General features: G+C 70.7%; 18 protein-coding genes. 12 read left to right on the top strand and 6 right to left on the bottom strand.

Going from position 1 to position 22,170, the window contains the following annotated elements; genetic code table 11:
* Positions 1-87 precede the first annotated feature (87 nt).
* The 3 genes from ACWIF2_RS27645 (at position 88) to holA (ending at position 2,318) form a co-directional block, all read left to right on the top strand.
* Positions 88-969 (top strand): YceI family protein, encoded by an 882-nt coding sequence (locus ACWIF2_RS27645; protein ID WP_454363456.1) that lies wholly within the window; start codon positions 88-90, stop codon positions 967-969.
* A gap of 50 nt (positions 970-1,019) precedes the next feature.
* Positions 1,020-1,265 (top strand): hypothetical protein, encoded by a 246-nt coding sequence (locus tag ACWIF2_RS27640; protein ID WP_382493585.1) that lies wholly within the window; start codon positions 1,020-1,022, stop codon positions 1,263-1,265.
* Between the two features lie 63 nt (positions 1,266-1,328).
* Complete coding sequence (holA, locus tag ACWIF2_RS27635) at positions 1,329-2,318, top strand: DNA polymerase III subunit delta (protein ID WP_454363454.1); 990 nt, start codon at positions 1,329-1,331, stop codon at positions 2,316-2,318.
* 12 nt (positions 2,319-2,330) lie between these two features.
* On the opposite strand, the gene ACWIF2_RS27630 is transcribed toward holA, so the two are convergent.
* Positions 2,331-2,756: a VOC family protein gene (locus tag ACWIF2_RS27630; protein ID WP_454363452.1), complete on the bottom strand. Its 426-nt coding sequence runs from the start codon at positions 2,754-2,756 to the stop codon at positions 2,331-2,333.
* Positions 2,757-2,843: 87 nt separating this feature from the next.
* On the opposite strand from ACWIF2_RS27630, the gene ACWIF2_RS27625 reads away from it, so the two are divergent.
* Positions 2,844-3,239: a nuclear transport factor 2 family protein gene (locus tag ACWIF2_RS27625; protein ID WP_454363451.1), complete on the top strand. Its 396-nt coding sequence runs from the start codon at positions 2,844-2,846 to the stop codon at positions 3,237-3,239.
* 173 nt (positions 3,240-3,412) lie between these two features.
* Here the strand turns inward: ACWIF2_RS27625 and rpsT are convergent, their stop codons facing one another.
* Positions 3,413-3,679 carry a 30S ribosomal protein S20 gene (gene rpsT / locus ACWIF2_RS27620; protein ID WP_454363450.1) on the bottom strand — a complete coding sequence of 89 codons (267 nt, stop codon included), beginning with the start codon at positions 3,677-3,679 and terminating at the stop codon, positions 3,413-3,415.
* A gap of 230 nt (positions 3,680-3,909) precedes the next feature.
* Between rpsT and lepA the strand changes: the two genes are divergently transcribed.
* Together lepA and ACWIF2_RS27610 are read left to right on the top strand one after the other, a co-directional pair.
* Complete coding sequence (gene lepA, locus ACWIF2_RS27615; RefSeq protein WP_454363449.1) at positions 3,910-5,778, top strand: translation elongation factor 4; 1,869 nt, start codon at positions 3,910-3,912, stop codon at positions 5,776-5,778.
* 249 nt (positions 5,779-6,027) lie between these two features.
* Positions 6,028-7,911, top strand: coding sequence for an AMP-dependent synthetase/ligase (locus tag ACWIF2_RS27610; protein WP_454363447.1), 1,884 nt, complete (start codon positions 6,028-6,030; stop codon positions 7,909-7,911).
* Positions 7,912-7,976: 65 nt separating this feature from the next.
* Here the strand turns inward: ACWIF2_RS27610 and ACWIF2_RS27605 are convergent, their stop codons facing one another.
* On the bottom strand, positions 7,977-8,432 hold the full coding sequence (locus ACWIF2_RS27605; RefSeq protein ID WP_454363445.1) for a response regulator: 456 nt from the start codon (positions 8,430-8,432) through the stop codon (positions 7,977-7,979).
* Positions 8,429-12,154 (bottom strand): HAMP domain-containing protein, encoded by a 3,726-nt coding sequence (locus ACWIF2_RS27600; protein WP_454363443.1) that lies wholly within the window; start codon positions 12,152-12,154, stop codon positions 8,429-8,431. The genes ACWIF2_RS27605 and ACWIF2_RS27600 overlap by 4 nt, the downstream gene beginning before the upstream one ends.
* A 192-nt stretch (positions 12,155-12,346) precedes the next feature.
* Here ACWIF2_RS27600 and ACWIF2_RS27595 point away from each other — a divergent pair, with 192 nt between their 5' ends.
* Together ACWIF2_RS27595 and hemW are read left to right on the top strand one after the other, a co-directional pair.
* Entirely contained in the window at positions 12,347-14,893 is a 2,547-nt protein-coding gene (locus tag ACWIF2_RS27595; protein ID WP_454363441.1) for a SpoIIE family protein phosphatase, read from the top strand.
* A 27-nt stretch (positions 14,894-14,920) separates the two neighbouring features.
* Positions 14,921-16,153 (top strand): radical SAM family heme chaperone HemW, encoded by a 1,233-nt coding sequence (gene hemW / locus ACWIF2_RS27590; RefSeq protein WP_454363439.1) that lies wholly within the window; start codon positions 14,921-14,923, stop codon positions 16,151-16,153.
* Between the two features lie 103 nt (positions 16,154-16,256).
* Here the strand turns inward: hemW and ACWIF2_RS27585 are convergent, their stop codons facing one another.
* Both ACWIF2_RS27585 and ACWIF2_RS27580 read right to left on the bottom strand, forming a co-directional pair.
* Positions 16,257-17,054, bottom strand: a complete 798-nt coding sequence (locus ACWIF2_RS27585; RefSeq protein ID WP_454363437.1) for a DUF3097 domain-containing protein — start codon at positions 17,052-17,054, stop codon at positions 16,257-16,259.
* Positions 17,055-17,085: 31 nt separating this feature from the next.
* Positions 17,086-17,817: an MBL fold metallo-hydrolase gene (locus ACWIF2_RS27580; protein ID WP_454363435.1), complete on the bottom strand. Its 732-nt coding sequence runs from the start codon at positions 17,815-17,817 to the stop codon at positions 17,086-17,088.
* 172 nt (positions 17,818-17,989) lie between these two features.
* On the opposite strand from ACWIF2_RS27580, the gene hrcA reads away from it, so the two are divergent.
* From hrcA to ACWIF2_RS27560, 4 genes are all read left to right on the top strand, one after another.
* Positions 17,990-19,006: a heat-inducible transcriptional repressor HrcA gene (gene hrcA, locus ACWIF2_RS27575; protein ID WP_399023822.1), complete on the top strand. Its 1,017-nt coding sequence runs from the start codon at positions 17,990-17,992 to the stop codon at positions 19,004-19,006.
* Entirely contained in the window at positions 19,006-20,142 is a 1,137-nt protein-coding gene (dnaJ, locus tag ACWIF2_RS27570) for a molecular chaperone DnaJ (RefSeq protein WP_382493548.1), read from the top strand. Before hrcA ends, dnaJ begins: the two co-directional genes overlap by 1 nt.
* 87 nt (positions 20,143-20,229) lie before the next feature.
* Complete coding sequence (locus tag ACWIF2_RS27565) at positions 20,230-21,306, top strand: nitronate monooxygenase (RefSeq protein WP_454363432.1); 1,077 nt, start codon at positions 20,230-20,232, stop codon at positions 21,304-21,306.
* The gene (locus ACWIF2_RS27560) at positions 21,303-22,046 is read left to right on the top strand and encodes a 16S rRNA (uracil(1498)-N(3))-methyltransferase (protein ID WP_454363430.1); all 744 of its coding nucleotides are present in this window, start codon (positions 21,303-21,305) and stop codon (positions 22,044-22,046) included. Before ACWIF2_RS27565 ends, ACWIF2_RS27560 begins: the two co-directional genes overlap by 4 nt.
* Positions 22,047-22,170: the final 124 nt, after the last annotated feature.

Raw genomic sequence — 22,170 nt, 5'->3', positions numbered from 1 at the left:
GTTGCCTCGAAAGCCTCATCGGTGGTCGAATGCATCCTCGGTGAACAGTGATCAAACCGCTGACTTCGAGTCGCACGAGGTGTCCAGATGATCGGCCGCTGGCTGGGAAGCCGAACCAACCGGGTACACCGGACGAGCCCGCTGGCGGCGGTGCCGACACCGCCGAGTGCGGGGGTGCTGAGCTGCCGGGTGCTCGACCCGGTCAACGAGCCGGTCAGACACGCCGAGTTCGCGGTCACCGACGCCATGGGGCGCTCGGTGGTCAGTGGGGGCGCGGATCCCTTCGGGTCGTTCGTGACGACGGTGCCGGCGGGGGAGTACCGGCTCGCGGTGTCGGCGGAGGGGTACACGCCGTACCGGGCGACCACGCAGGTCGCCGAGAACACGCTCGCGTCGCTCGGGGACGTGACGCTGCAGGTGGCTCGGCCGCCGGAGCTGCCCGAGCCCGGCGACTGGGAGATCGAGTCGGCGCACTCCTCGCTCGCCTTCACCGCGCGGCACATCGGACTGGCCCGGATCCACGGGCAGTTCAAGTCGTTCGCGGGTGTCATAAGGGTCACCGACCCGCTGGAGCGGTCGGCGATGCATGTGGTGATCGACGCGGCGTCCATCGACACCAACGTGAAGATGCGTGACGACCATCTGCGGTCGGCGGACTTCCTGGACGTCGCGAAGTTCCCGACGCTGGAGTTCTACAGCGACCGGTTCGTGCACAAGGGCGCGAACCGGTGGGCCGTCACAGGCGCGCTGTCGCTGCACGGCGTCACACGGACGGTCACGCTGGACACGGAGTACCTGGGGCTGGGCAACGGCATGGAGGGCGAGCTGCGGGCGGCCTGCCGGGCCACGACCGAGCTGCACCGGGACGACTTCACCGTGAGCTGGCAGACGATGCTGGCGCGGGGCATCGCGGTGGTCGGGCCGAGCATCAAGATCGACCTCGATGTGCAGGTCGTCCGCAAGGCCTGAGCCGGGATCCGGCGGATCGTGCTGCGACGCGGTGTCGGACAATGTCCGGCGTGAGTGATGTGCGACATGTGCTGGTGCTGCCCGACCGCGACGCCGCGGAAGAGGTGGTCGAGGCGCTCGGGGAGCGGTTCGGGATCGCCGAGGAGCCGCAGCTGGTGCGGGACGCGCTGGCCGGTGAGGACGACGCCGAGGACGCGCAGTGGCTGGTCGTCCTGAGGGACGAGGGCGGACGGCTGGACGCCGGGGACCTGGACCGGTTCGCCGGGGAGTGGGACGGCTGGCGGGAAGAGCCGTAGGGCCCCGGGCACACCTCGGTCCGTCCGGACCCGTTGTCAGTGCCGCGTGGGATGCTTGTCGCGATGGCCAGGAAGACTGCGAATGACGACCCTCTCGCCCCGGTGACGCTCGCCGTGGGCCAGGAGGAGCTGCTGCTCGACCGTGCCGTGCAGGAGGTGGTGGCCGCGGCGAAGGCCGCCGACGCCGACACGGACGTACGGGACCTGACTTCGGACCAGTTGCAGCCCGGCACGCTCGCCGAGCTGACCAGTCCGTCGCTCTTCGCGGAGCGCAAGGTCGTGGTCGTACGCAACGCGCAGGATCTCTCGGCCGACACGATCAAGGACGTGAAGGCCTATCTCGGTGCGCCCGCCGAGGAGATCACCCTGGTGCTGCTGCACGCCGGAGCGGCCAAGGGCAAGGGGCTGCTCGACGCGGCGCGCAAGGCCGGGGCGCGCGAGGTGGCCTGTCCGAAGATGACGAAGCCGGCGGACCGGCTGGCGTTCGTGCGGGGCGAGTTCCGGGGGACGGGGAGGTCCGCCACACCGGAGGCGTGCCAGGCGCTCGTCGACGCGATCGGGAGCGATCTGCGGGAGCTGGCGTCGGCGGTCTCGCAGCTGGTCGCGGATGTCGAGGGGACGATCGACGAGGCGGTCGTCGGGCGGTACTACACGGGCCGGGCCGAGGCGTCGAGCTTCACGGTCGCCGACCGGGCGGTCGAGGGGCGGGCGGCGGAGGCGCTGGAGGCGTTGCGCTGGTCGCTGGCGACCGGGGTGGCGCCGGTGATGATCACCAGCGCGCTTGCGCAGGGCGTCCGTGCGATCGGGAAGCTGTCCTCGGCGCGCGGAGGCCGGCCGGCCGATCTCGCGCGCGAGCTGGGGATGCCGCCGTGGAAGATCGACCGGGTCCGGCAGCAGATGCGCGGGTGGACCCCGGACGGCGTGTCGGTGGCGCTGCGGGCGGTGGCCGAGGCGGACGCGGGGGTGAAGGGCGGCGGGGACGACCCGGCGTACGCCCTGGAGAAGGCGGTGGTCGCCATCGCCCGGGCGGCCAGATCCAGGGGACGAGGGTAGGGGCCGCGCTCCTCAGCGGACGGGCTCGCCGATGCCCACCATGTTCCCCTCGCTGTCGCGGAACCAGGCGCCGCGTTCGCCCCGGGCGCCCTTGCTCGGGTAGTTCCCCTCGATCTCGGCGATCCCGTCCCGCGTGCGGAACCCGGGCAGATCGACCTCCTCGAACACCACCCCGCGCCGCTTCAGCTCCGCCACGGCGGCGTCGATGTCGTCGACCTCCAACGCCATCTGGGTGAAGGTGCCGGGTGAGGCGCCCGTCGAGCGGAACAGCACGAACTCCCCGCCGCCGCACCGGTAGAGCAGCCCTCCGGGCCGTTCGTCGGCGGGCTCCAGGCCGAGCTTCTCGGCGTAGAAGCGCCGCGCCCGGTCCAGGTCCTGGGCGGGAAGCCTGGTCGCCACGCGGACCCGGGCCAGTACGTCCCTGTTGTCACCGTTCATCCCTCCACTGTGCCGCGAGCGACGGCCGGAGGGAGAATCGGGAGTGTCAGCCGTACGTCGCCCAGTGACGGAGAGGTGGCGAGGGCCATGGCTGAACACCCGCACGCAGCACTCGTCCGCAAGGGATTCGAAGCCTTCTCGCGCGGTGACATGGACGCCTTGCGCGGGATGATCGCGTCGGACGCCACACACCACGTACCGGGAGATCACCCGTTGTCGGGCGACTTCAAAGGGGTGGACGCGATCATCGAGATGTACGAGCGGCTCGGCAGGGAGACCCAAGGGACGATGGATTCCGAGCTGATCGGCATCTGTGTCGACGGCCGGGGCCATGTGGTCGCGATGAACCGCTTCACCGCGGAGCGCCAGGGCAAGCGCCTCGACGACACCGGCTGCATCATCTTCCGGATCGTCGGCGACAAGGTCACCGTCCTCGACGAATGCGTCGAGGACATCGACAAGAACAACGCGTTCTGGTCCTGAACGGGCCGAAGGCCGGGTGCTCTCCCATGGGGAACAGGAGAGGCACCCGGCCTTCGGTGCGAGCTGCTGGATCCGCGCCCGCGTGGCGAACGCAGGCCGCGCGCGGATCCGAGGTGCCGGAAGGGAGCGGATGAGAGAGGGCCCGCTCGGTTCCCTCCGGCGTCACATCAGTGTCAGCCCTTGAGCGCGGCGACCTTCTGAGCCAGCGCCGACTTCTTGTTGGCAGCCTGGTTCTTGTGGATGACGCCCTTCGAGACGGCCTTGTCGAGCTGACGCGCGGCGACGCGCTGGTACTCGGTGGCCTTCTCGACGTCACCCGCGGCAGCGGCCTCGCGGGCCTTGCGGATCACGGTCTTGAGGGAGGACTTGACGGCCTTGTTGCGCTGCCGAGCCTTCTCGTTGGTCTTGATCCGCTTGATCTGGGACTTGATGTTCGCCACGAATGAGCCTTTTCAGGTTCTGGCACAGGGCCGCGCGGGACCCGTGCCGGTGATTTCTTGAGGTAGCGCCTCCTGCTGAGAGGGCATGAGGCACAGCCCCCCACGGTACCAGCGGGCCCATCCACGGCCCAAACCCGCCCATGGTCCCCACCCGTGGGACCATGGAGGCTACGTATCGATCCGACCCGAGACCGCAGACACTGCGGACGCCTCAAGAATCAGGACCCTGCGTGCCCGCGATCCCTAGCCATGTGCCCGAACCGAGCCGTACCGACCCGGCTCTGATCCGCAACTTCTGCATCATCGCGCACATCGACCACGGCAAGTCCACGCTCGCCGACCGGATGCTCCAGCTGACCGGAGTGGTCGAACAGCGGCAGATGCGCGCTCAGTACCTCGACCGCATGGACATCGAGCGTGAGCGCGGCATCACGATCAAGTCCCAGGCGGTGCGTCTGCCCTGGGCTCCCACCGAGGAGCCAGGCAACACGCACATCCTCAACATGATCGACACCCCGGGGCACGTCGACTTCACCTACGAGGTCTCGCGGTCGCTCGCCGCCTGCGAGGGCACCATCCTCCTGGTCGACGCCGCCCAGGGCATCGAGGCCCAGACTCTCGCCAACCTCTACCTGGCGATGGAGAACGACCTCAAGATCATCCCCGTCCTCAACAAGATCGACCTGCCGGCCGCGCAGCCCGAGAAGTTCTCCGAGGAGCTGGCCAACCTCATCGGCTGCGACCCGGACGACGTGCTCAAGGTGTCGGCCAAGACGGGCATGGGCGTCGAGGCGCTGCTCGACCGGGTCGTCAAGGAGGTCCCGGCGCCGGTCGGGGTCAAGGACGCGCCCGCGCGCGCCATGATCTTCGACTCCGTCTACGACTCCTACCGCGGTGTCGTGACGTACGTCCGTGTCATCGACGGCCAGCTCAACAAGCGCGAGCGGATCCGGATGATGTCCACCGGCGCCACGCACGAGCTGCTGGAGATCGGTACGAACTCGCCGGAGATGAAGGCGGCCGACGGTCTCGGCGTCGGCGAGGTGGGCTACCTGATCACCGGCGTGAAGGACGTCCGCCAGTCCAAGGTCGGTGACACCGTCACCAGCCAGCAGAAGGGGGCCGAGGAGCCGCTCGGCGGCTACAAGGACCCCAAGCCCATGGTCTTCTCCGGGCTGTATCCGCTGGACGGCTCGGACTACCCCGATCTGCGCGAGGCGCTCGACAAGCTCCAGCTCAACGACGCCGCGCTGGTCTACGAGCCGGAGACCTCCGCCGCTCTCGGCTTCGGATTCCGCGTCGGCTTCCTCGGCCTGCTGCACCTGGACGTCATCCGCGAGCGGCTTGAGCGCGAATTCGGGCTCGACCTGATCGCCACCGCGCCGAACGTGGTCTACCGCGTCCTGATGGAGGACGGCACCGAGCACACGGTCACCAACCCGAGCGAGTTCCCCGAGGGCAAGATCTCGGAGGTCTACGAGCCGGTCGTGCGGGCCACCATCCTGGCGCCCAGCGAGTTCATCGGCTCGATCATGGAACTGTGCCAGACCCGGCGCGGCACGCTGCTCGGCATGGACTACCTCTCCGAGGACCGGGTCGAGATCCGCTACACCCTGCCGCTCGCCGAGATCGTCTTCGACTTCTTCGACCAGCTGAAGTCCAAGACCCGCGGGTACGCCTCGCTCGACTACGAGCCCACCGGCGAGCAGACCTCCAGCCTGGTCAAGGTCGACATCCTGCTGCACGGCGACAAGGTGGACGCCTTCTCGGCGATCACCCACAAGGACCAGGCGTACGCGTACGGCGTACGGCTCGTCGCCAAGCTGCGCGAGCTCATCCCGCGCCAGGCCTTCGAGGTGCCCGTCCAGGCCGCCATCGGCTCCCGGGTGATCGCCCGCGAGACCATCCGCGCCATCCGTAAGGACGTCCTCGCCAAGTGCTACGGCGGTGACATCTCCCGTAAGCGGAAGCTGCTGGAGAAGCAGAAGGAGGGCAAGAAGCGGATGAAGATGGTGGGTTCCGTAGAGGTTCCGCAGGAGGCCTTCATCGCGGTCCTGTCCAGTGATGACAGCGCGGGGTCGGGCAAGGGCAAGAAGTAGTCGGGAATTACCGCGGGTTACACCGCAAACCGGGTAGAACAGGGGCCCGCCGTGTGAGAACGCGGCGGGCCCATGTGCGTACGTGGGGTAGCTGTCTGTACGAAGAGACAGGCCGCGGGCCCTTACGCGGGGACCGGTCGGCCTTTACTCTGATCCCTGCTCGATAGTTACTCGCGAGTTAAACAACGGCTCGCGAGTAAAACCAGCCGCACCTGAGCCAGCCGCCTGACGCGGGCCCCGGAGGATGTCGTGAGCGACACACAGACCCTGATCGAGAACCGTCCGCCGTCGGTGGCGGGCCTGTTCCTGGAGCGCGTGGCGGCCACGCCGGACGCAGAGGCCTATCGGTATCCGGTCCCATCGTCCTCCGGCCAGGGACCGGACGAGTGGAAGTCGCTGAGCTGGGCGCAGGCCGCCGAGCGGGTCTACGCCATCGCGGCGGGACTCATCGAGCTGGGCGTGCGGGCCGAGCAGCGCGTCGCGCTCGCGTCCAGCACCCGGATCGAGTGGATCCTCGCCGACCTCGGCATCATGTGCGCCGGCGCCGCGACCACCACGGTGTATCCGCAGACCAACGCCGAGGAGTCCGCCTACATCCTGTCGGACTCCGAGAGCCGGGTGCTCATCGCGGAGAACGTGGAGCAGCTGGCCAAGGCGAAGGAGAAGCGCGCCGAGCTGCCCGAGCTGACCCATGTCGTGGTCGTCGACCCGGCCGGTCTGGCGGCCGAGGAGAGCGCCGACTGGATCCTCACCCTCGACGAGCTGGAGAAGCGCGGCGCGGCCCGTCTGGAGAAGGACCCCGACCTGATCAAGGAGCGGGTCGGCGCGATCACCAAGGACCAGCTGGCCACCCTCATCTACACCTCCGGCACCACCGGCCGGCCCAAGGGTGTACGCCTCCCGCACGACAACTGGTCGTACATGGCGAAGGCGATCGCCGCGACCGGGCTGGTCAGCAGCGAGGACGTGCAGTACCTGTGGCTGCCCCTCGCGCATGTCTTCGGCAAGGTGCTCACCTCCGGCCAGATCGAGGTCGGGCACGTCACCGCCGTGGACGGCCGCGTCGACAAGATCATCGAGAACCTGCCGGTCGTGCAGCCGACGTACATGGCGGCCGTCCCGCGCATCTTCGAGAAGGTGTACAACGGCGTCGCCGCCAAGGCCCGTGCGGGCGGCGGGGCCAAGTACAAGATCTTCCAGTGGGCGGCCGGGGTCTCGCGCGAGTACGCCAAGGTCGCGCAGGACAACTTCCGGCGTACCGGAACCATGTCGGTGCCGTTCGGGCTGGGCGCGAAGCACAAGGTCGCCGACGCGCTGGTGTTCGCCAAGATCCGTGAGGCCTTCGGCGGCAACCTGCGGGCCTGCGTCTCCGGGTCGGCCGCCCTCGCGCCGGAGATCGGGTACTTCTTCTCCGGGGCCGGCATCCACATCCTCGAGGGCTACGGCCTCACCGAGTCCTCGGCGGCTTCGTTCGTGAATCCGGGCGAGGCCTACCGCACCGGTACGGTCGGCAAGCCGCTGCCCGGCACGGAGGTGCGGATCGCCGACGACGGGGAGATCCTGCTGCGCGGCCCCGGCATCATGGAGGGCTACCACGGGCTGCCCGAGAAGACGGCCGAGGTGCTGGAGTCGGACGGCTGGTTCCACACCGGGGACATCGGGGAGCTGTCGGCCGACGGTTACCTGCGGATCACCGACCGCAAGAAGGACCTCATCAAGACCTCGGGCGGCAAGTACATCGCGCCGGCGGAGGTCGAGGGGCAGTTCAAGGCGGTGTGCCCGTACGTGTCCAACATCCTGGTGCACGGGGCCGACCGGAACTTCTGCACGGCGCTGATCGCGCTCGACGAGTTGGCCATCGTGGAGTGGGCGAAGGAGAACGGGCTCGGGGGGAAGTCGTACGCCGAGATCGTGGCCGCGCCCGCGACGGTGGAGATGGTCGACGGGTATGTGAAGCAGCTCAACGAGGGGCTTCAGAAGTGGCAGACCATCAAGAAGTTCCGGTTGCTGCCGCGGGATCTTGATGTGGAGCACGGGGAGATCACGCCGAGTCTGAAGCTGAAGCGGCCGGTGGTGGAGCGGGAGTACAAGCATCTGATCGAGGAGATGTACGAGGGCTCTCGCGAGGCGTAGGGGGTGGCGGGGCTTGCGCGGCGGGTGCGGGTCCGTTGTGGCTTGTCGCGCAGTTCCCCGCGCCCCTAAGCACCCGTATTCACTCGGCGTCTGAGGTCCTGGATCTCCTTTCGCAGGCGTTCCACCTCTCTGCCTTTGCGGTAGAGGTCCAGGAAGACGCTGACCTTTGCCCGTAGGACCCATGGGTCGAAGGGCTTGGTCAGGTAGTCCGCGGCGCCTGTCGCGTAGCCGCGGAAGGCGTAGCCCGAGTCGTCGTCCGCTCCTGTCAGGAAGATGATCGGGACGTCGCGGGTCTGGTCGAGGCGTTTGATGTGGGCGGCCGTCTCGAAGCCGTCCATGCCGGGCATGCGGATGTCGAGCAGGACCAGGGCGATCGGCTGCCGCAGCAGGGCCTTCATCGCCTCCTCGCCCGAACGGGCGCGCACCAGCGGTTCGTTGAGGGAGGCGAGGACGGCCTCCAGGGCGGTCAGGTTGTCCTCCATGTCGTCGACCAGGAGGATTCCGGCGCGGTCGGTGCTCATGACGGCTGGGTCTCCTCCTGCGCTTCCTCCGGGTCCAGCAGTTCGCACACGACCGTCAGCAGCCGGTCGATGTCCACCGGCTTGGGCACGTAGTCGTTGGCGCCGCGGGCGATGGACTTCTCCCGGTCGCCCGGCATCGCCTTGGCGGTCAGCGCCACGATCGGCAGGCCCGTCCAGCGGGGTGCCCGGCGGATGGCGGAGATGGTCTCGTAGCCGTCCATCTCCGGCATCATGATGTCCATCAGGACCAGTTCGACGTCCGCGCTGCGCTCCAGGGTCTCGATGCCCTCGCGGCCGTTCTCCGCGTACAGCACGGTCATGCCGACCCGGCCCAGGACATGGGTCAGGGCGAACACGTTGCGGATGTCGTCGTCGACGATCAGCACCCGGCGCCCGGCCAGGATCCGGCCGGGCCTGCCCGACGTCCACGCCTCCAGCTTCGTCGGCGCCGGCCAGGCGTCGTCCGTCTCGTGCGCGGCCGGGTACGGTCCCGCCGCCGGCTGGAGCGGCAGGGGCAGGGCCGGGCGCTCCTCCGGGACCGGGACCGGCGCCGTGTGGCCGGGGCTGACGACCGGGACGTACAGGGTGAACCTGGAACCCTTGCCGGGCTCGCTCTCGGCGACGATCCGCCCGCCGAGCAGGCCCGCGATCTCCCGGCTGATCGACAGGCCGAGGCCGGTGCCGCCGTACTTGCGGTTGGTGGTGCCGTCGGCCTGCTGGAACGCCTCGAAGATCACCGGGAGTTTCTCCGGCGCGATGCCGATGCCCGTGTCGGACACGGCGAAGGCGATGACGTCGTCGTTGTCCCGGACATGGTGGCGCTCGGCGTCCTGCACCAGCCGGTCGACCCGCAGCTCGACCTTGCCCGACGCGGTGAACTTGATCGCGTTGGACAGGAGATTGCGCAGGATCTGCTGGAGCCGCTGCTCGTCCGAGTACATCTCGCGCGGTACGTCCTCGCCGACCGCCACCTCGAAGGCGAGCCCCCGGTCGATGGTGAGGGGGCGGAACGTGGCGTGGACGTAGTCGAGCAGTTTGATGAGCGGGAGCCGCTTGGGGCGCACGTCCATCCGGCCGGCCTCGATCTTCGACAGGTCCAGGATGTCGTTGATCAGCTGGAGCAGGTCCGAGCCCGAGCGGTGGATCGTCGTCGCGAACTGCACCTCCTGGTCGGAGAGGCGGCCGTCCGGGTTGTCGGAGAGCAGCCGGGCCAGGATCAGCAGGGAGTTCAGCGGGGTGCGCAGCTCATGCGACATGTTCGCCAGGAACTCCGACTTGTACTGGGAGGACGTGGCCAGCAGGGCGGCCTTCTCCTCCAGTTCGGCGTTGGAGCGCTGCAGCTCGCCCTGCTGCTTCTGGAGTTCGTCCGAGCGCTCCTGGAGCTGCATGGCGAGGCGCTGGGACTCGCCGAGCAGGGACTCCGTGCGCGAGTTGGCGATGATCGTGTTGATGGCGACGCCGATGGTGTTCACGAACTGGTCGAAGAACGCCAGGTGCACATCGGAGAAGCGGGAGAACGAGGCGAGCTCGATGACTCCGAGGAGCTTGTCCTCGAAGAGGATCGGGATGATGACGATCGTGGTGGGGGCCGCCTCTCCGAGGCCGCTGTTGATCTTGATGTAGTCGGGCGGGGCGCCCTCCACCAGGATCCGCTTCTTCTCCCGGGCCGCCTGCGCGACCAGGCCGTGCACGGGGAGGCCGCCCGTCTCGACGGTCGCGTCCTGGGCGGCGCCGTAGCCCGCGATGAAGGCGAGCCCCTTGGTGGGGACCGTCGCTCCGTCCTCGTCCGGGTCGGCCAGGTAGAACGCGCCGTACTGGGCGTTCACCAGCGGGGTCAGCTCACGGAGTATCAGGTCGGCGACCTCCATCAGGTCGCGGTGGCCCTGCATCAGGGCGGCCAGGCGGGCCAGATTGGACTCCAGCCAGTCCTTCGCGCGGGTCGTCTCGCGGAGGTTGGCCACCATCAGGTTGATGTTGTCCTTCAGCTCGGCGACCTCGCCGCGCGTCTCGACCGTGATCGAGCGGGACATGTCGCCCTGGGCCACCGCGGAGGCGACCTCGGCGATGGCGCGGACCTGGGTGGTGAGGTTGAGCGCGAGCTCGTTGACGTTCGTCGTCAGGCGCTTCCAGGTGCCGTAGACGCCCTCGACCCGGGCCTGGCCGCCCAGTTGGCCCTCACTGCCGACCTCGCGGGCCACACGGGTGACCTCGGAGGCGAAGGAGGACAGGGTGTCGACCATCGTGTTGATCGTGGTCTTCAGCTCCAGGATCTCGCCGCGCGCGTCCACGTCGATCTTCCGGGACAGGTCGCCCTGCGCCACGGCCGTCGCCACCTGGGCGATGTTGCGGACCTGGGAGGTGAGGTTGTCGGCCATGTAGTTGACGTTGTCCGTCAGGTCCCGCCAGACGCCGGAGACGCCCAGCACCTGGGCCCGGCCGCCGAGCCGGCCGTCGGTGCCGACCTCGCGGGCCACGCGGGTCACCTCGTCGGCGAAGGCGCGCAGCTGCTCCACCATCGTGTTGACGGTGTCCTTCAGCTCCAGGATCTCGCCGCGGGCGTCGACCGTGATCTTCTTCGAAAGGTCGCCGTTGGCGACGGCGGTGGTGACCTGGGCGATGTTGCGGACCTGGGAGGTGAGGTTCAGCGCCATGAAGTTGACGTTGTCGGTGAGGTCCTTCCAGACGCCGGAGACGCCCCGGACCTGGGCCCGGCCGCCGAGGTTGCCCTCGGTGCCGACCTCGCGGGCGACGCGGGTGACCTCGTCGGCGAAGGCGGAGAGCTGGTCCACCATCGTGTTGATGGTCGACTTGAGCTCCAGGATCTCGCCCTGCGCGGCGACCGTGATCTTCTGCGACAGATCGCCGTTGGCCACGGCCGTCGTCACCTGGGCGATGTTGCGGACCTGGGAGGTCAGGTTCGACGCCATGAAGTTGACGTTGTCGGTGAGGTCCTTCCAGACCCCCGACACGCCCCGCACCTGCGCCCGGCCGCCCAACTGGCCCTCGGTGCCGACCTCGCGGGCGACCCGCGTGACCTCGTCGGCGAAGGCGGAGAGCTGGTCGACCATAGTGTTCACGGTCAGCTTCAGCTCCAGCAGCTCGCCGGTCGCCTCCACCGTGACCGTGCGGGTCAGATCGCCCCGCGCCACCGCCGTCGTCACCGCCGCGATGTCCCGCACCTGGGCCGTCAGCCGGGACGCCATGGTGTTGACGGCCTCGGTCACATCCCGCCAACTGCCTGACAGGCCCCGCACATTGGCCCGGCCGCCGAGCCGACCCTCGGTGCCGACCTCGCGCGCGACCCGCGTCACCTCGCCCGTGAACAGGGACAGCTGATCCACCATCGTGTTCACGGCCCGGCCGAGACGACGCAGGTCGCCGCGTAACTGCCGGGTCCCGTCGTGCAGATCGACCCGCTGGGTCAGATCGCCGCCGGCCACCGCGTCCAGCACCCGTGTGGCGTTCGCCGCCGGGGCGACCAGGGCGTCGAGCAGCTGGTTCACGTCGTTGACGCGGGACGTCCACAGACCCTGGCCCGGGCTGGCCGAGAGGCGCTCGTCGAGCCGGCCGTGCCGCACCAGTTCCCGCCTCACACGCCGTGTCTCGGTGGTGAAGTGGATGCTGCGGTCCATGATCTGGTTGAAGACCGCGGTGAGTTCGGCCACCATCCCGTGGCCGGATTCCGGCACCTTGGTGAAGTCGCCGTCACGTGCGGCGGTCATCGCGGCGAGCAGTGGACGCAGATCGGATGTACGAATCTGACCGTCTTCGTACCCATCTTCGACCACAGGAGTAGCACTGTTCTCACTCATGGCGGCCCACTTCGGTAACTCGGCGCTTATGGGCGTGGTCAGTCTGTCACTCTGTCGGCATCGACTGTGGCGTATTCGTACGAACTGCCCGGGGAGCTGTCCATGGGGGCCATTCCGACGCAACGGGAGACCGCCTCCCGTGCCTCGCAGGCGCCTGCACACGCTTCGGAGACGCCTGCGTCCGGTGAGGACGAGCCCGTTTCCGAGGAGCCCGCACCGACTGCCGAGACGTTCACGCCCGACGCGTGCGCGCCGGCCTGCGCGGCGCCCGCAGCCATATCCGAGGCGCCCGCACAGGAGCGCGCGCGGGCGCGCGCGACCCTGTCCGGCAGCTCGCTCGCCCCGGGCACCGCACGCGCCCTTGTGCGCTCGGCGCTCGCCGACTGGACCCGGCTCGGCCTGCCCGGCACCGAGCACCTCACCGACCGCCTCGCCGACGACGCCACGCTCGTGGTCAGCGAACTCGTCACCAACGCCGTCGTGCACGCCGGCACCGACGTCGAGCTGGAATGCCGGCTGGAAAACGACGGGGGCGACGGCGGCGACGCCGACGACAAAGAGACGGCCGCGCTCGTCATCGAGGTCAGCGACCACCACCCCTCACGCGCCCCGCGCGGCGGCGAGCCGGAGACACCGCACGACATGCCCGAGTACGGGCGCGGCCTGCGGCTCGTCGGCGCGCTCTCCGAGGCCTGGGGCATCACGTACCGCACGGGCCGGAAGACCGTTTGGGCGCGGTTGCCCGCCGGGGGGTGCGCGGCGGGCGAGCAGATCGAGGCGTACGCCGAGGAGCAGGCGCTGGCGCGCGGGCTCCGGGTGGCGGAGATCCTGGCACCCGAGCCGCGCCAGGGCTGGGAGGCGGGTGACCCGGGCGCGGATGCGGGCGCGGGCACGGACGGTGGCGGTGGCGGGGGAGCGGCGAGGGAGGCGGAGGCTGGGCGGCGTCGGCGTGACGGGGGAGAGACGAGGGAGGCGGAGGCTGGGCGGCGCCGGCGTGACGGGCGGGGCCGCGGGCACGCACAGGACTCGCGTGGCCTACGGGACGGGCAGGGCTCCCGCGGGCTCCGCGACCGGCAGGACCCGCAGGACTCCCGTGGCCCGCGGGACCGGCAGGACCTACAGGACACCCGAGCCCTGCCGGACCGGCAGGGCTCCCGCGGGGTGGGCGACCGGCAGGGCCTACAGGACTCCCGGGGCGTGCGGGACCGGCAGGGCTCCCGCGGGGTCGGCGATCGGCAGGACCCGCAGGAGTCCCGTGGCCTGCGGGACTGGCGGGACTGGGACGACGTACGGGACTGGCGGGATCGTTACGAGGGCGGGGGTGACGGATTCGACGGTGCCTGGCTGGGCCGCGGTGCTCTCTCCTTCCTCGCCGAGGCCTCCGACCTGCTCGCCGGACAGCTCGACGAGGACCTGGTCGCCGCCCTCGCCGGGCAGCTGATCGTGCCGCGGCTGGCCGACTGGTGCGCGGTGTGGCTGGAGGACGAGGCCACCGGCGGCGGCTGGAGCGGCGCGGCCGGAGCGGGCGGGGCGCGCCTGGCCCGGGTCTGGCACGGCAGCGAGAACCGCATCGAGGAGCTGCGTCAGGCCCTGGAGAAGGACCCGCCACACCCGGCCGACCCGCCCGGGTCCGGGCCCGTCGACTACCCCTGGCCGGGCGAGGCGCTCGGTGAGGCGCCGGGCGAGCCGGGTTCGGCGCTCGCGTACCGGCTGCTCGCCGGGGGACGCCCGCTGGGCACCCTGGTCATCGGCCGGTCCGGGGCCGCCGGCTTCCCGGACGAGATCACCGGTCTCGTGGAGGATCTCAGCCGCCGCGTCGCCCTCGCCATCGGCGCCGCCCGCCAGTACGCCCGCCAGGCCACCATCAGCGCCGTACTCCAGCGCGGACTGCTGCCCGGCGCCGTCGCCGAGATCCCCGGGGTGCGCAGCGCGCTCGTCTACGAGCCGTACGACAAGGGCGGGCCCAGCGGCGACTTCTACGACCTGTTCCCGGCCGGTGACGGCCGCTGGTGCTTCGCCGTCGGCGACGTCCAGGGCAAGGGGCCCGAGGCGGCCGTCGTGATCGGGCTGGCCCGGCCCTGGCTGCGGCTGCTGGCCCGCGAGGGCTACCGGGTCGCCGACGTCCTCGACCGCCTCAACCAGCTCCTGCTCGACGACGCCACGGAGGCCGCGGACGCGGCGGCCCGGGCGCTGGTGGCCGCGGGCGCCCGGCCGACCCCGCCCGGCGACGGCCCCCAGACGCGCTTCCTGTCCCTGTTGTACGGCGAACTGGTCCCCTTCGACGGCGGTGTCCGCTGCACCGTCGCCTCCGCCGGACACCCGCTCCCGCTGCTGCTCGGGGCGGGCGGCGAGGTCCACGCGACAGCGCGGCCGCAGACCCTCCTGGGGGTCGTCGAGGACGCCACGTACACCAGCGACACCTTCGAGCTGCGGCCCGGCGACACGCTGCTGTGCGTCACCGACGGCGTGACCGAGCGCCGATCCGGCTCCCGCCAGTTCGACGACGAGGACGGGCTCGCGGCGGCGCTGGCCGGGTGCGCGGGGCTGGACGCCGAGCTGATAGCCGAGCGGATCAAACGGCTGGTGCACGAATTCGGGGCGCGGCCCCCGGCCGACGATCTCGCGCTGCTGGTGCTCCAGGCTGAGTGAGTGCGCCGGTGCTGGACAATGGAAGGCATGCCTTCCGCACTTCCCGACGGCGAGCCCGTCCCCGACGACGGCGCGCTGCCCCTGTCCGCGCTCGCCGGGGCCGCCGGCCGTCCGCTCGGGTTCTATCTGCACGTCCCGTACTGCGCGACCCGCTGCGGCTACTGCGACTTCAACACCTACACGGCGACCGAGCTGCGCGGCACGGGCGGTGTGCTGGCCTCCCGTGACAACTACGCCGAGACGCTGGTCGAGGAGGTCCGTCTGGCGCGCAAGGTGCTGGGCGATGATCCGCGGCCCGTTCGCACGGTGTTCGTGGGCGGGGGGACGCCCACGCTGCTGGCCGCCGGTGATCTCGTACGGATGCTGGGCGCGATCCGTGACGAGTTCGGGCTGGCGCCGGATGCCGAGATCACGACGGAGGCGAATCCGGAGTCGGTGGATCCGGCGTATCTGGCCGCGCTGCGCGAGGGCGGCTTCAACCGGATCTCGTTCGGCATGCAGAGCGCGCGGCAGCATGTGCTGAAGGTGCTGGACCGTACGCATACGCCCGGGCGGCCCGAGGCGTGCGTGGCGGAGGCGCGGGCGGCGGGCTTCGAGCACGTCAACCTGGATTTGATCTACGGCACGCCGGGGGAGAGCGACGACGACTGGCGGGCCACGCTGAGCGCTGCGCTCGGGGCCGGGCCTGATCACGTCAGCGCGTACGCCCTGATCGTGGAGGAGGGGACGCAGCTCGCTCGTCGGATTCGCCGGGGCGAGGTCCCGATGACGGACGACGATGTTCACGCCGACCGCTATCTGATCGCCGAGGAGGCGCTGTCCTCGGCCGGTTTCGAGTGGTACGAGGTGTCCAACTGGGCGACCTCGGAGGCGGGGCGGTGCCTGCACAACGAGCTGTACTGGCGGGGGGCCGACTGGTGGGGGGCCGGGCCGGGGGCGCACAGCCATGTGGGGGGCGTTCGGTGGTGGAACGTCAAGCATCCGGGGGCCTATGCGGGGGCGCTGGCGGTGGGGCGGTCGCCGGGGGCCGGGCGTGAGGTGCTGTCGGACGAGGACCGGCGGGTGGAGCGGATTCTGCTGGAGTTGCGGTTGCGGGAGGGGGTGCCGTTGGCGTTGCTGCGGGAGGACGGGCTTGTTGCCTCGCGTCGGGCGTTGGCGGAGGGGTTGCTTCAGGAAGGGCCGTATGAGGAGGGGCGTGCGGTGTTGACCTTGCGGGGGCGGTTGCTGGCGGATGGGGTTGTTCGGGACCTCGTGGACTGAGGTGCTCGGGGCGTTGGTGCTGAGGCGGGTGGGTCCGCAGCCCGGCGGAGCGGGGTGCCGCTGCGCCCACCCGTGCCGCCCTTAGCGGCACGCATGCCCGCAGCTAGGCCGTGACGAAGTCGATCAGTTCCTCCACCCGCCCAAGCAGCTCCGGCTCCAGGTCCTTGTACGAGCGCACCCCCGACAGGATCCGCTGCCAGGCCGCGCCCGTGTTGGGCGGCCAGCCCAGGGAGCGGCACACGCCCGTCTTCCAGTCCTGGCCACGCGGGACCCGGGGCCATGCCTCGATGCCCAGGGCCGACGGCTTCACCGCTTCCCAGATGTCGATGTACGGGTGGCCCACCACCAGGGCGTGCTCGCTCGTCACCGATTCGGCGATGCGCCACTCCTTGCTGCCCGGGACCAGGTGGTCCACCAGGACGCCCAGGCGGGCGTCAGGGCCCGGGGCGAAGTCGGAGACGATCGACGGCAGGTCGTCGACGCCCTCCAGGTACTCCACGACCACGCCCTCGATGCGCAGGTCGTCGCCCCACACCCTCTCGACCAGCTCGGCGTCGTGCCGGCCCTCGACGTAGATGCGGCCGGCGCGGGCGACACGCGCGCGTGCGCCGGGGACGGCCACCGAACCGGAGGCGGTGCGCGTGGGGCGGGCGGGGCCGGACGACGGGCGGACCAGCGTCACCACCCTGCCCTCCAGCAGGAAACCGCGCGGCTCCATCGGGAACACGCGGTGCTTGCCGAAGCGGTCCTCCAGCGTCACCGTCCCGGCCTCGCAGCGGATCACCGCGCCGCAGAACCCCGACCCGGGCTCCTCGACCACCAGGCCCGGCTCCGCCGGAACCTCGGGCACCGGCTTCGGCTTCTTCCACGGCGGGGTCAGGTCCGGAGAGTACTGGCGCATTCGAATGACGATAGGAGAAGGCGCACGGCGATCACCGCGACACGCCGAAACGCGCCGCCAGCGCGTCCCGCTGGGCCCGGACGAACCCCGCGTCCACCACCGCTCCGTGACCGGGCACGTACAGCGCGTCCTCGCCGCCCAGATCCAGCAGCCGGTCCAGCGCGGCCGGCCAGTGCGACGGCACGGCGTCCGGGCCCGCCTGGGGCTCGCCCGACTGCTCCACCAGGTCCCCGCAGAACACCACCTCCGGATCACCCGGCACCAGCACCGCCAGGTCGTGCGCGGTGTGCCCCGGGCCCACGTTCGCCAGCAGCACCTGGCGGCCGCCGCCCAGGTCGAGCGTCCACTCGCCGGAGACCAGATGGTGGGGCGGGACCAGCCGGTCCGCCGACTCCCGCGCCACGGGCTCCGCCAGCCCGTTGCGTACCGCGTCCGCGCGCAGTTCCTCGCGGTCCCGCACCCGCGTGAGGACCGCGTCCATGCCCACCGCGCCGAACACCTCCGCCTCCGGGAACGCCGCGGCGCCGAAGACATGGTCGAAGTGGGGGTGGGTCAGCGCGAGATGCGTCACACGATGACCGGTGAGCGACTGCGCCTGCGTGCGCAATCGCGCGCCCTCGGCCGTGCTCGACCCCGCGTCGATCATGAGGACCGCGCCCTCACCGGCGACCAGTCCCGCCGTGCAGTCCCACACCGGAAGCCGGCACCGCCCCACCCCGGCTGCCACCCGCTCCCACCCGAGCTCTTCCCAAGTCACCGTCATACGGCGACGCTAGCTGTGACACCCGTCGCGGGCACGACAGCGCACGACCAGCCTTGCCGGGGGTGCACCCCACCGCCGTACACTGGGCCGGGGAATGCTGGCACTCGCACGCGTAGAGTGCCAGGCCACAACGGGCAGGGCCGCGAGCGGAAGACTTCTGGAGGTGTGCGCGATGCTCAGTGAACGCAGGCTTCAGGTGCTGCGCGCCATCGTCCAGGACTATGTCGGCACCGAGGAGCCCGTCGGCTCCAAGGCCCTCACCGAGCGGCACAGCCTCGGCGTCTCCCCGGCCACCGTCCGCAACGACATGGCGGCCCTCGAGGACGAGGGATACATCGCCCAGCCGCACACCAGCGCCGGGCGCATCCCCACCGACAAGGGCTACCGGCTGTTCGTGGACAAGCTGGCCGGCGTCAAGCCGATGACCGCGCCCGAGCGGCGCGCGATCCAGAACTTCCTCGAGGGCGCCGTCGACCTCGACGACGTCGTGGCGCGTACGGTGCGGCTGCTGGCGCAGCTCACCCGCCAGGTCGCCGTCGTGCAGTACCCGTCGCTGACCCGGTCGACCGTGCGGCATGTGGAGTTGCTCTCCCTCGCGCCCGCGCGTCTGATGCTCGTGCTGATCACGGACACCGGGCGGGTCGAGCAGCGGGTGGTCGACTGCGTGGCGCCCTTCGGCGAGGCCTCGCTCGCGGATCTGCGCGCACGGCTCAACAGCCGTGTGGCGAACCGCCGTTTCGCGGATGTGCCGAGTTTGGTGGAGGATCTGCCGGAGGCGTTCGAGCACGAGGACCGGGGTACGGTTTCCACGGTGCTCTCCACGCTTCTGGAGACGCTCGTCGAGGAGAACGAGGAGCGGCTGATGATCGGCGGCACCGCCAATCTCACCCGTTTCGGGCATGATTTTCCCCTGGTGATCCGGCCGGTGCTGGAGGCGCTGGAGGAGCAGGTCGTGCTCCTCAAGCTGCTCGGCGAGGCGAAGGATCCGGGCGTGACCGTACGTATCGGTCATGAGAACGCCCACGAAGGACTCAACTCCACGTCCGTCGTGTCGGTCGGCTACGGTTCGGGCGGCGAGGCAGTCGCCAAGCTCGGCGTGGTCGGACCGACCCGCATGGACTACCCGGGAACGATGGGAGCGGTACGCGCAGTGGCACGGTACGTCGGACAGATCCTGGCGGAGTCGTAGTGGCCACGGACTACTACGCCGTACTCGGCGTGCGCCGCGACGCGTCGCAGGAAGAGATCAAGAAGGCCTTCCGGCGGCTCGCACGCGAGCTGCACCCGGACGTCAACCCCGATCCGAAGACCCAGGAGCGGTTCAAGGAGATCAACGCCGCCTACGAGGTGTTGTCGGACCCGCAGAAGAAGCAGGTCTACGACCTCGGCGGCGACCCGCTCTCGCAGGCCGCGGGCGGCGGCGCGGGCGGCTTCGGAGCCGGTGGCTTCGGGAACTTCTCCGACATCATGGACGCGTTCTTCGGCACGGCGTCGCAGCGCGGTCCGCGCTCGCGCACCCGTCGCGGCCAGGACGCGATGATCCGTATCGAGGTCGAGCTCGACGAGGCCGCCTTCGGTACGACCAAGGACATCCAGGTCGACACGGCCGTCGTCTGCAACACCTGCAGCGGCGAGGGTGCCGCGCCGGGGACGAGTGCGCAGACGTGTGACATGTGCCGCGGCCGCGGTGAGGTGTCGCAGGTCACCCGGTCCTTCCTCGGCCAGGTCATGACGTCCCGGCCCTGCCCGCAGTGCCAGGGCTTCGGGACCGTCGTGCCGACGCCGTGCCCGGAGTGCGCCGGTGACGGCCGCGTCCGCTCCCGGCGGACCCTGACCGTGAAGATCCCCGCGGGTGTCGACAACGGCACGCGCATCCAGCTCGCCGGCGAGGGCGAGGTCGGGCCCGGTGGCGGTCCCGCCGGTGACCTCTACGTCGAGATCCACGAACTCCCGCACTCCACGTTCCAGCGGCGCGGTGACGACCTGCACTGCACGGTGACGATCCCCATGACGGCGGCGTGCCTCGGCACGAAGGTGCCGCTGGAGACGCTGGACGGCATGGAGGAGGTCGACATCCGCCCGGGCACCCAGTCCGGCCAGTCGATCCCGCTGCACGGCCGGGGCATCACGCACTTGCGGGGCGGCGGACGCGGCGACCTCATCGTCCACGTCGAGGTCCAGACCCCGACCAAGCTCGACCCCGAGCAGGAGCGGCTGCTGCGCGAGCTGGCCAAGCTGCGGGGCGAGGAGCGGCCTACGGGGCAGTTCCAGCCTGGGCAGCAAGGGTTGTTCTCGCGGTTGAAGGATGCGTTCAACGGGCGCTGATCGGTTTTTGAAGGGCCTTTTCCTCTGGTCTATGCCACAGGGCAGGCCGGTTTCGGAGTTGTTCGGAGGACGTGACAACATGCGGTCATGTCCTCCGCACTGACCGATCTCTTCCCGCACCCGATCGTGCAGGCCCCCATGGCGGGCGGCGTCTCCGTACCGCAGCTCGCCGCCGCCGTGTGCGAGGCGGGCGGGCTCGGATTCCTCGCCGCCGGGTACAAGACCGCCGACGGGGTGTACCAGGAGATCAAGCAGCTCCGGAGCCTCACGAGCAGGCCCTTCGGCGTGAACGTCTTCATGCCGCAGCCCGAGTACGCCGACCCCGCCGCCATCGATGTCTACGCCCACCAGCTGGCCGGCGAGGCCACCTGGTACGAGGCCGAGCTCGGCGATCCCGACAGCGGTCGCGACGACGGCTACGAGACCAAGCTCGCGGTGCTGCGCGACAACCCCGTGCCGGTCGTGTCGTTCCACTTCGGCGTGCCGAGCCGGGAGGTCATCGACAGCCTGCACCGCGTCGGTACCTTCGTACTCGCCGCCGCGACCACCCCCGACGAGGCCCGGGCCGTCGAGCGGGCGGGTGCGGACGGGGTCATCGCGCAGGGCGTCGAGGCCGGCGGCCACCAGGGCACGCACCGGGACATCCCCGAGCTGGACGGTGCCGGCATCGGGCTGCTGTCGCTGGTCGCCCAGATCCGGGAATCCGTGAGCATCCCGATCGTCGCCGCCGGAGGCATCATGCGCGGCGGCCAGATCGCCGGGGTCCTCGCGGCCGGCGCCAGCGCGGCCCAGCTCGGTACCGCGTTCCTCGCCACGCACGAGTCGGGCGCGAACGCGCTGCACAAGCGGGCGCTGACCAACCCCCTGTTCGTGCGTACGGAGTTGACCCGGGCCTTCTCCGGGCGGCCGGCGCGGGGCCTCGTCAACCGGTTCCTGCGCGAGCACGGCCCGTACGCGCCGCCCGCCTACCCCGAGGTCCATCATCTGACCTCGCCGCTGCGCAAGGCCGCCGCCAAGGCGGGGGACGCGCAGGGCATGGCCCTCTGGGCCGGGCAGGGCCACCGGATGGCGCGGGAGCTGCCCGCCGGGCAGCTGGTGGAGGTGCTGGCCGGTGAACTCGCCACGGCGCGCGCGGTGCTGTCGGGTGGGGGCGGCGTCCTGTGACCGCGCCGGTGTTCGTCGTCGAGCACCTCGACGCGGGTGGCGGCGGCGGCCGGTATGTCCTCGACGGTCCGGAAGGGCGGCACGCTGTCTCCGTGAAGCGGCTGCGGGCCGGTGAGGACGTCGTCCTCACGGACGGGGCCGGGCGCTGGGCTGACTGCGTCGTGCTCGATACGGAGGGCAAGGACCGGCTGATCGTTCGGCTGGACTCGGTGACCGAGGAGCCGGAGGAGCGGCCCCGGGTCACCGTCGTCCAGGCGCTGCCCAAGGGCGACCGTGGGGAGCTGGCTGTCGAGACGATGACCGAGGTCGGTGTCGACGCGATCGTGCCGTGGGCGGCGGCGCGCTGCATCACGCAGTGGAAGGGCGAGCGCGGGCTGAAGGCGCTGGGCAAGTGGCGGGCGACGGCGCGGGAGGCCGGTAAGCAGTCGCGCCGCGTGCGGTTTCCTGAGGTCGCGGAGGCGGCGACGACCAAGCAGGTCGCTGCGCTGCTGGCCGGGGCCGAGTTCGCCGGTGTGCTCCATGAGAGCGGGGACGAGCCGCTGGCGACCGCCGAACTGCCGTCGTCCGGTGAGATCGTGCTGGTCGTGGGGCCCGAAGGGGGCGTGGCGCCCGAGGAGTTGGCGCAGTTCGAGGAGGCGGGGGCGAAGGCCTACCGGCTCGGGCGGAGTGTGCTGCGCACGTCGACTGCTGGGACGGCGGCCGCCGCTGTGCTGCTTGCTCGGACCGGTCGCTGGTCCTGAGCTTGTGTGTGCGCGATGCCTGCGGCGCCTGTGCGGGTGTGGTGGGGGTGCGTGTCGCGCCTGCGCGGCGGTGGTGGGTCGGGGCCGCGCCGGGGGGTGTCCGTCCTCGGAACGTCGCGATGGG

The organism is Streptomyces sp. NPDC055506, from assembly GCF_053643595.1.
This window is presented reverse-complemented; position numbering and strand designations above follow the sequence as displayed.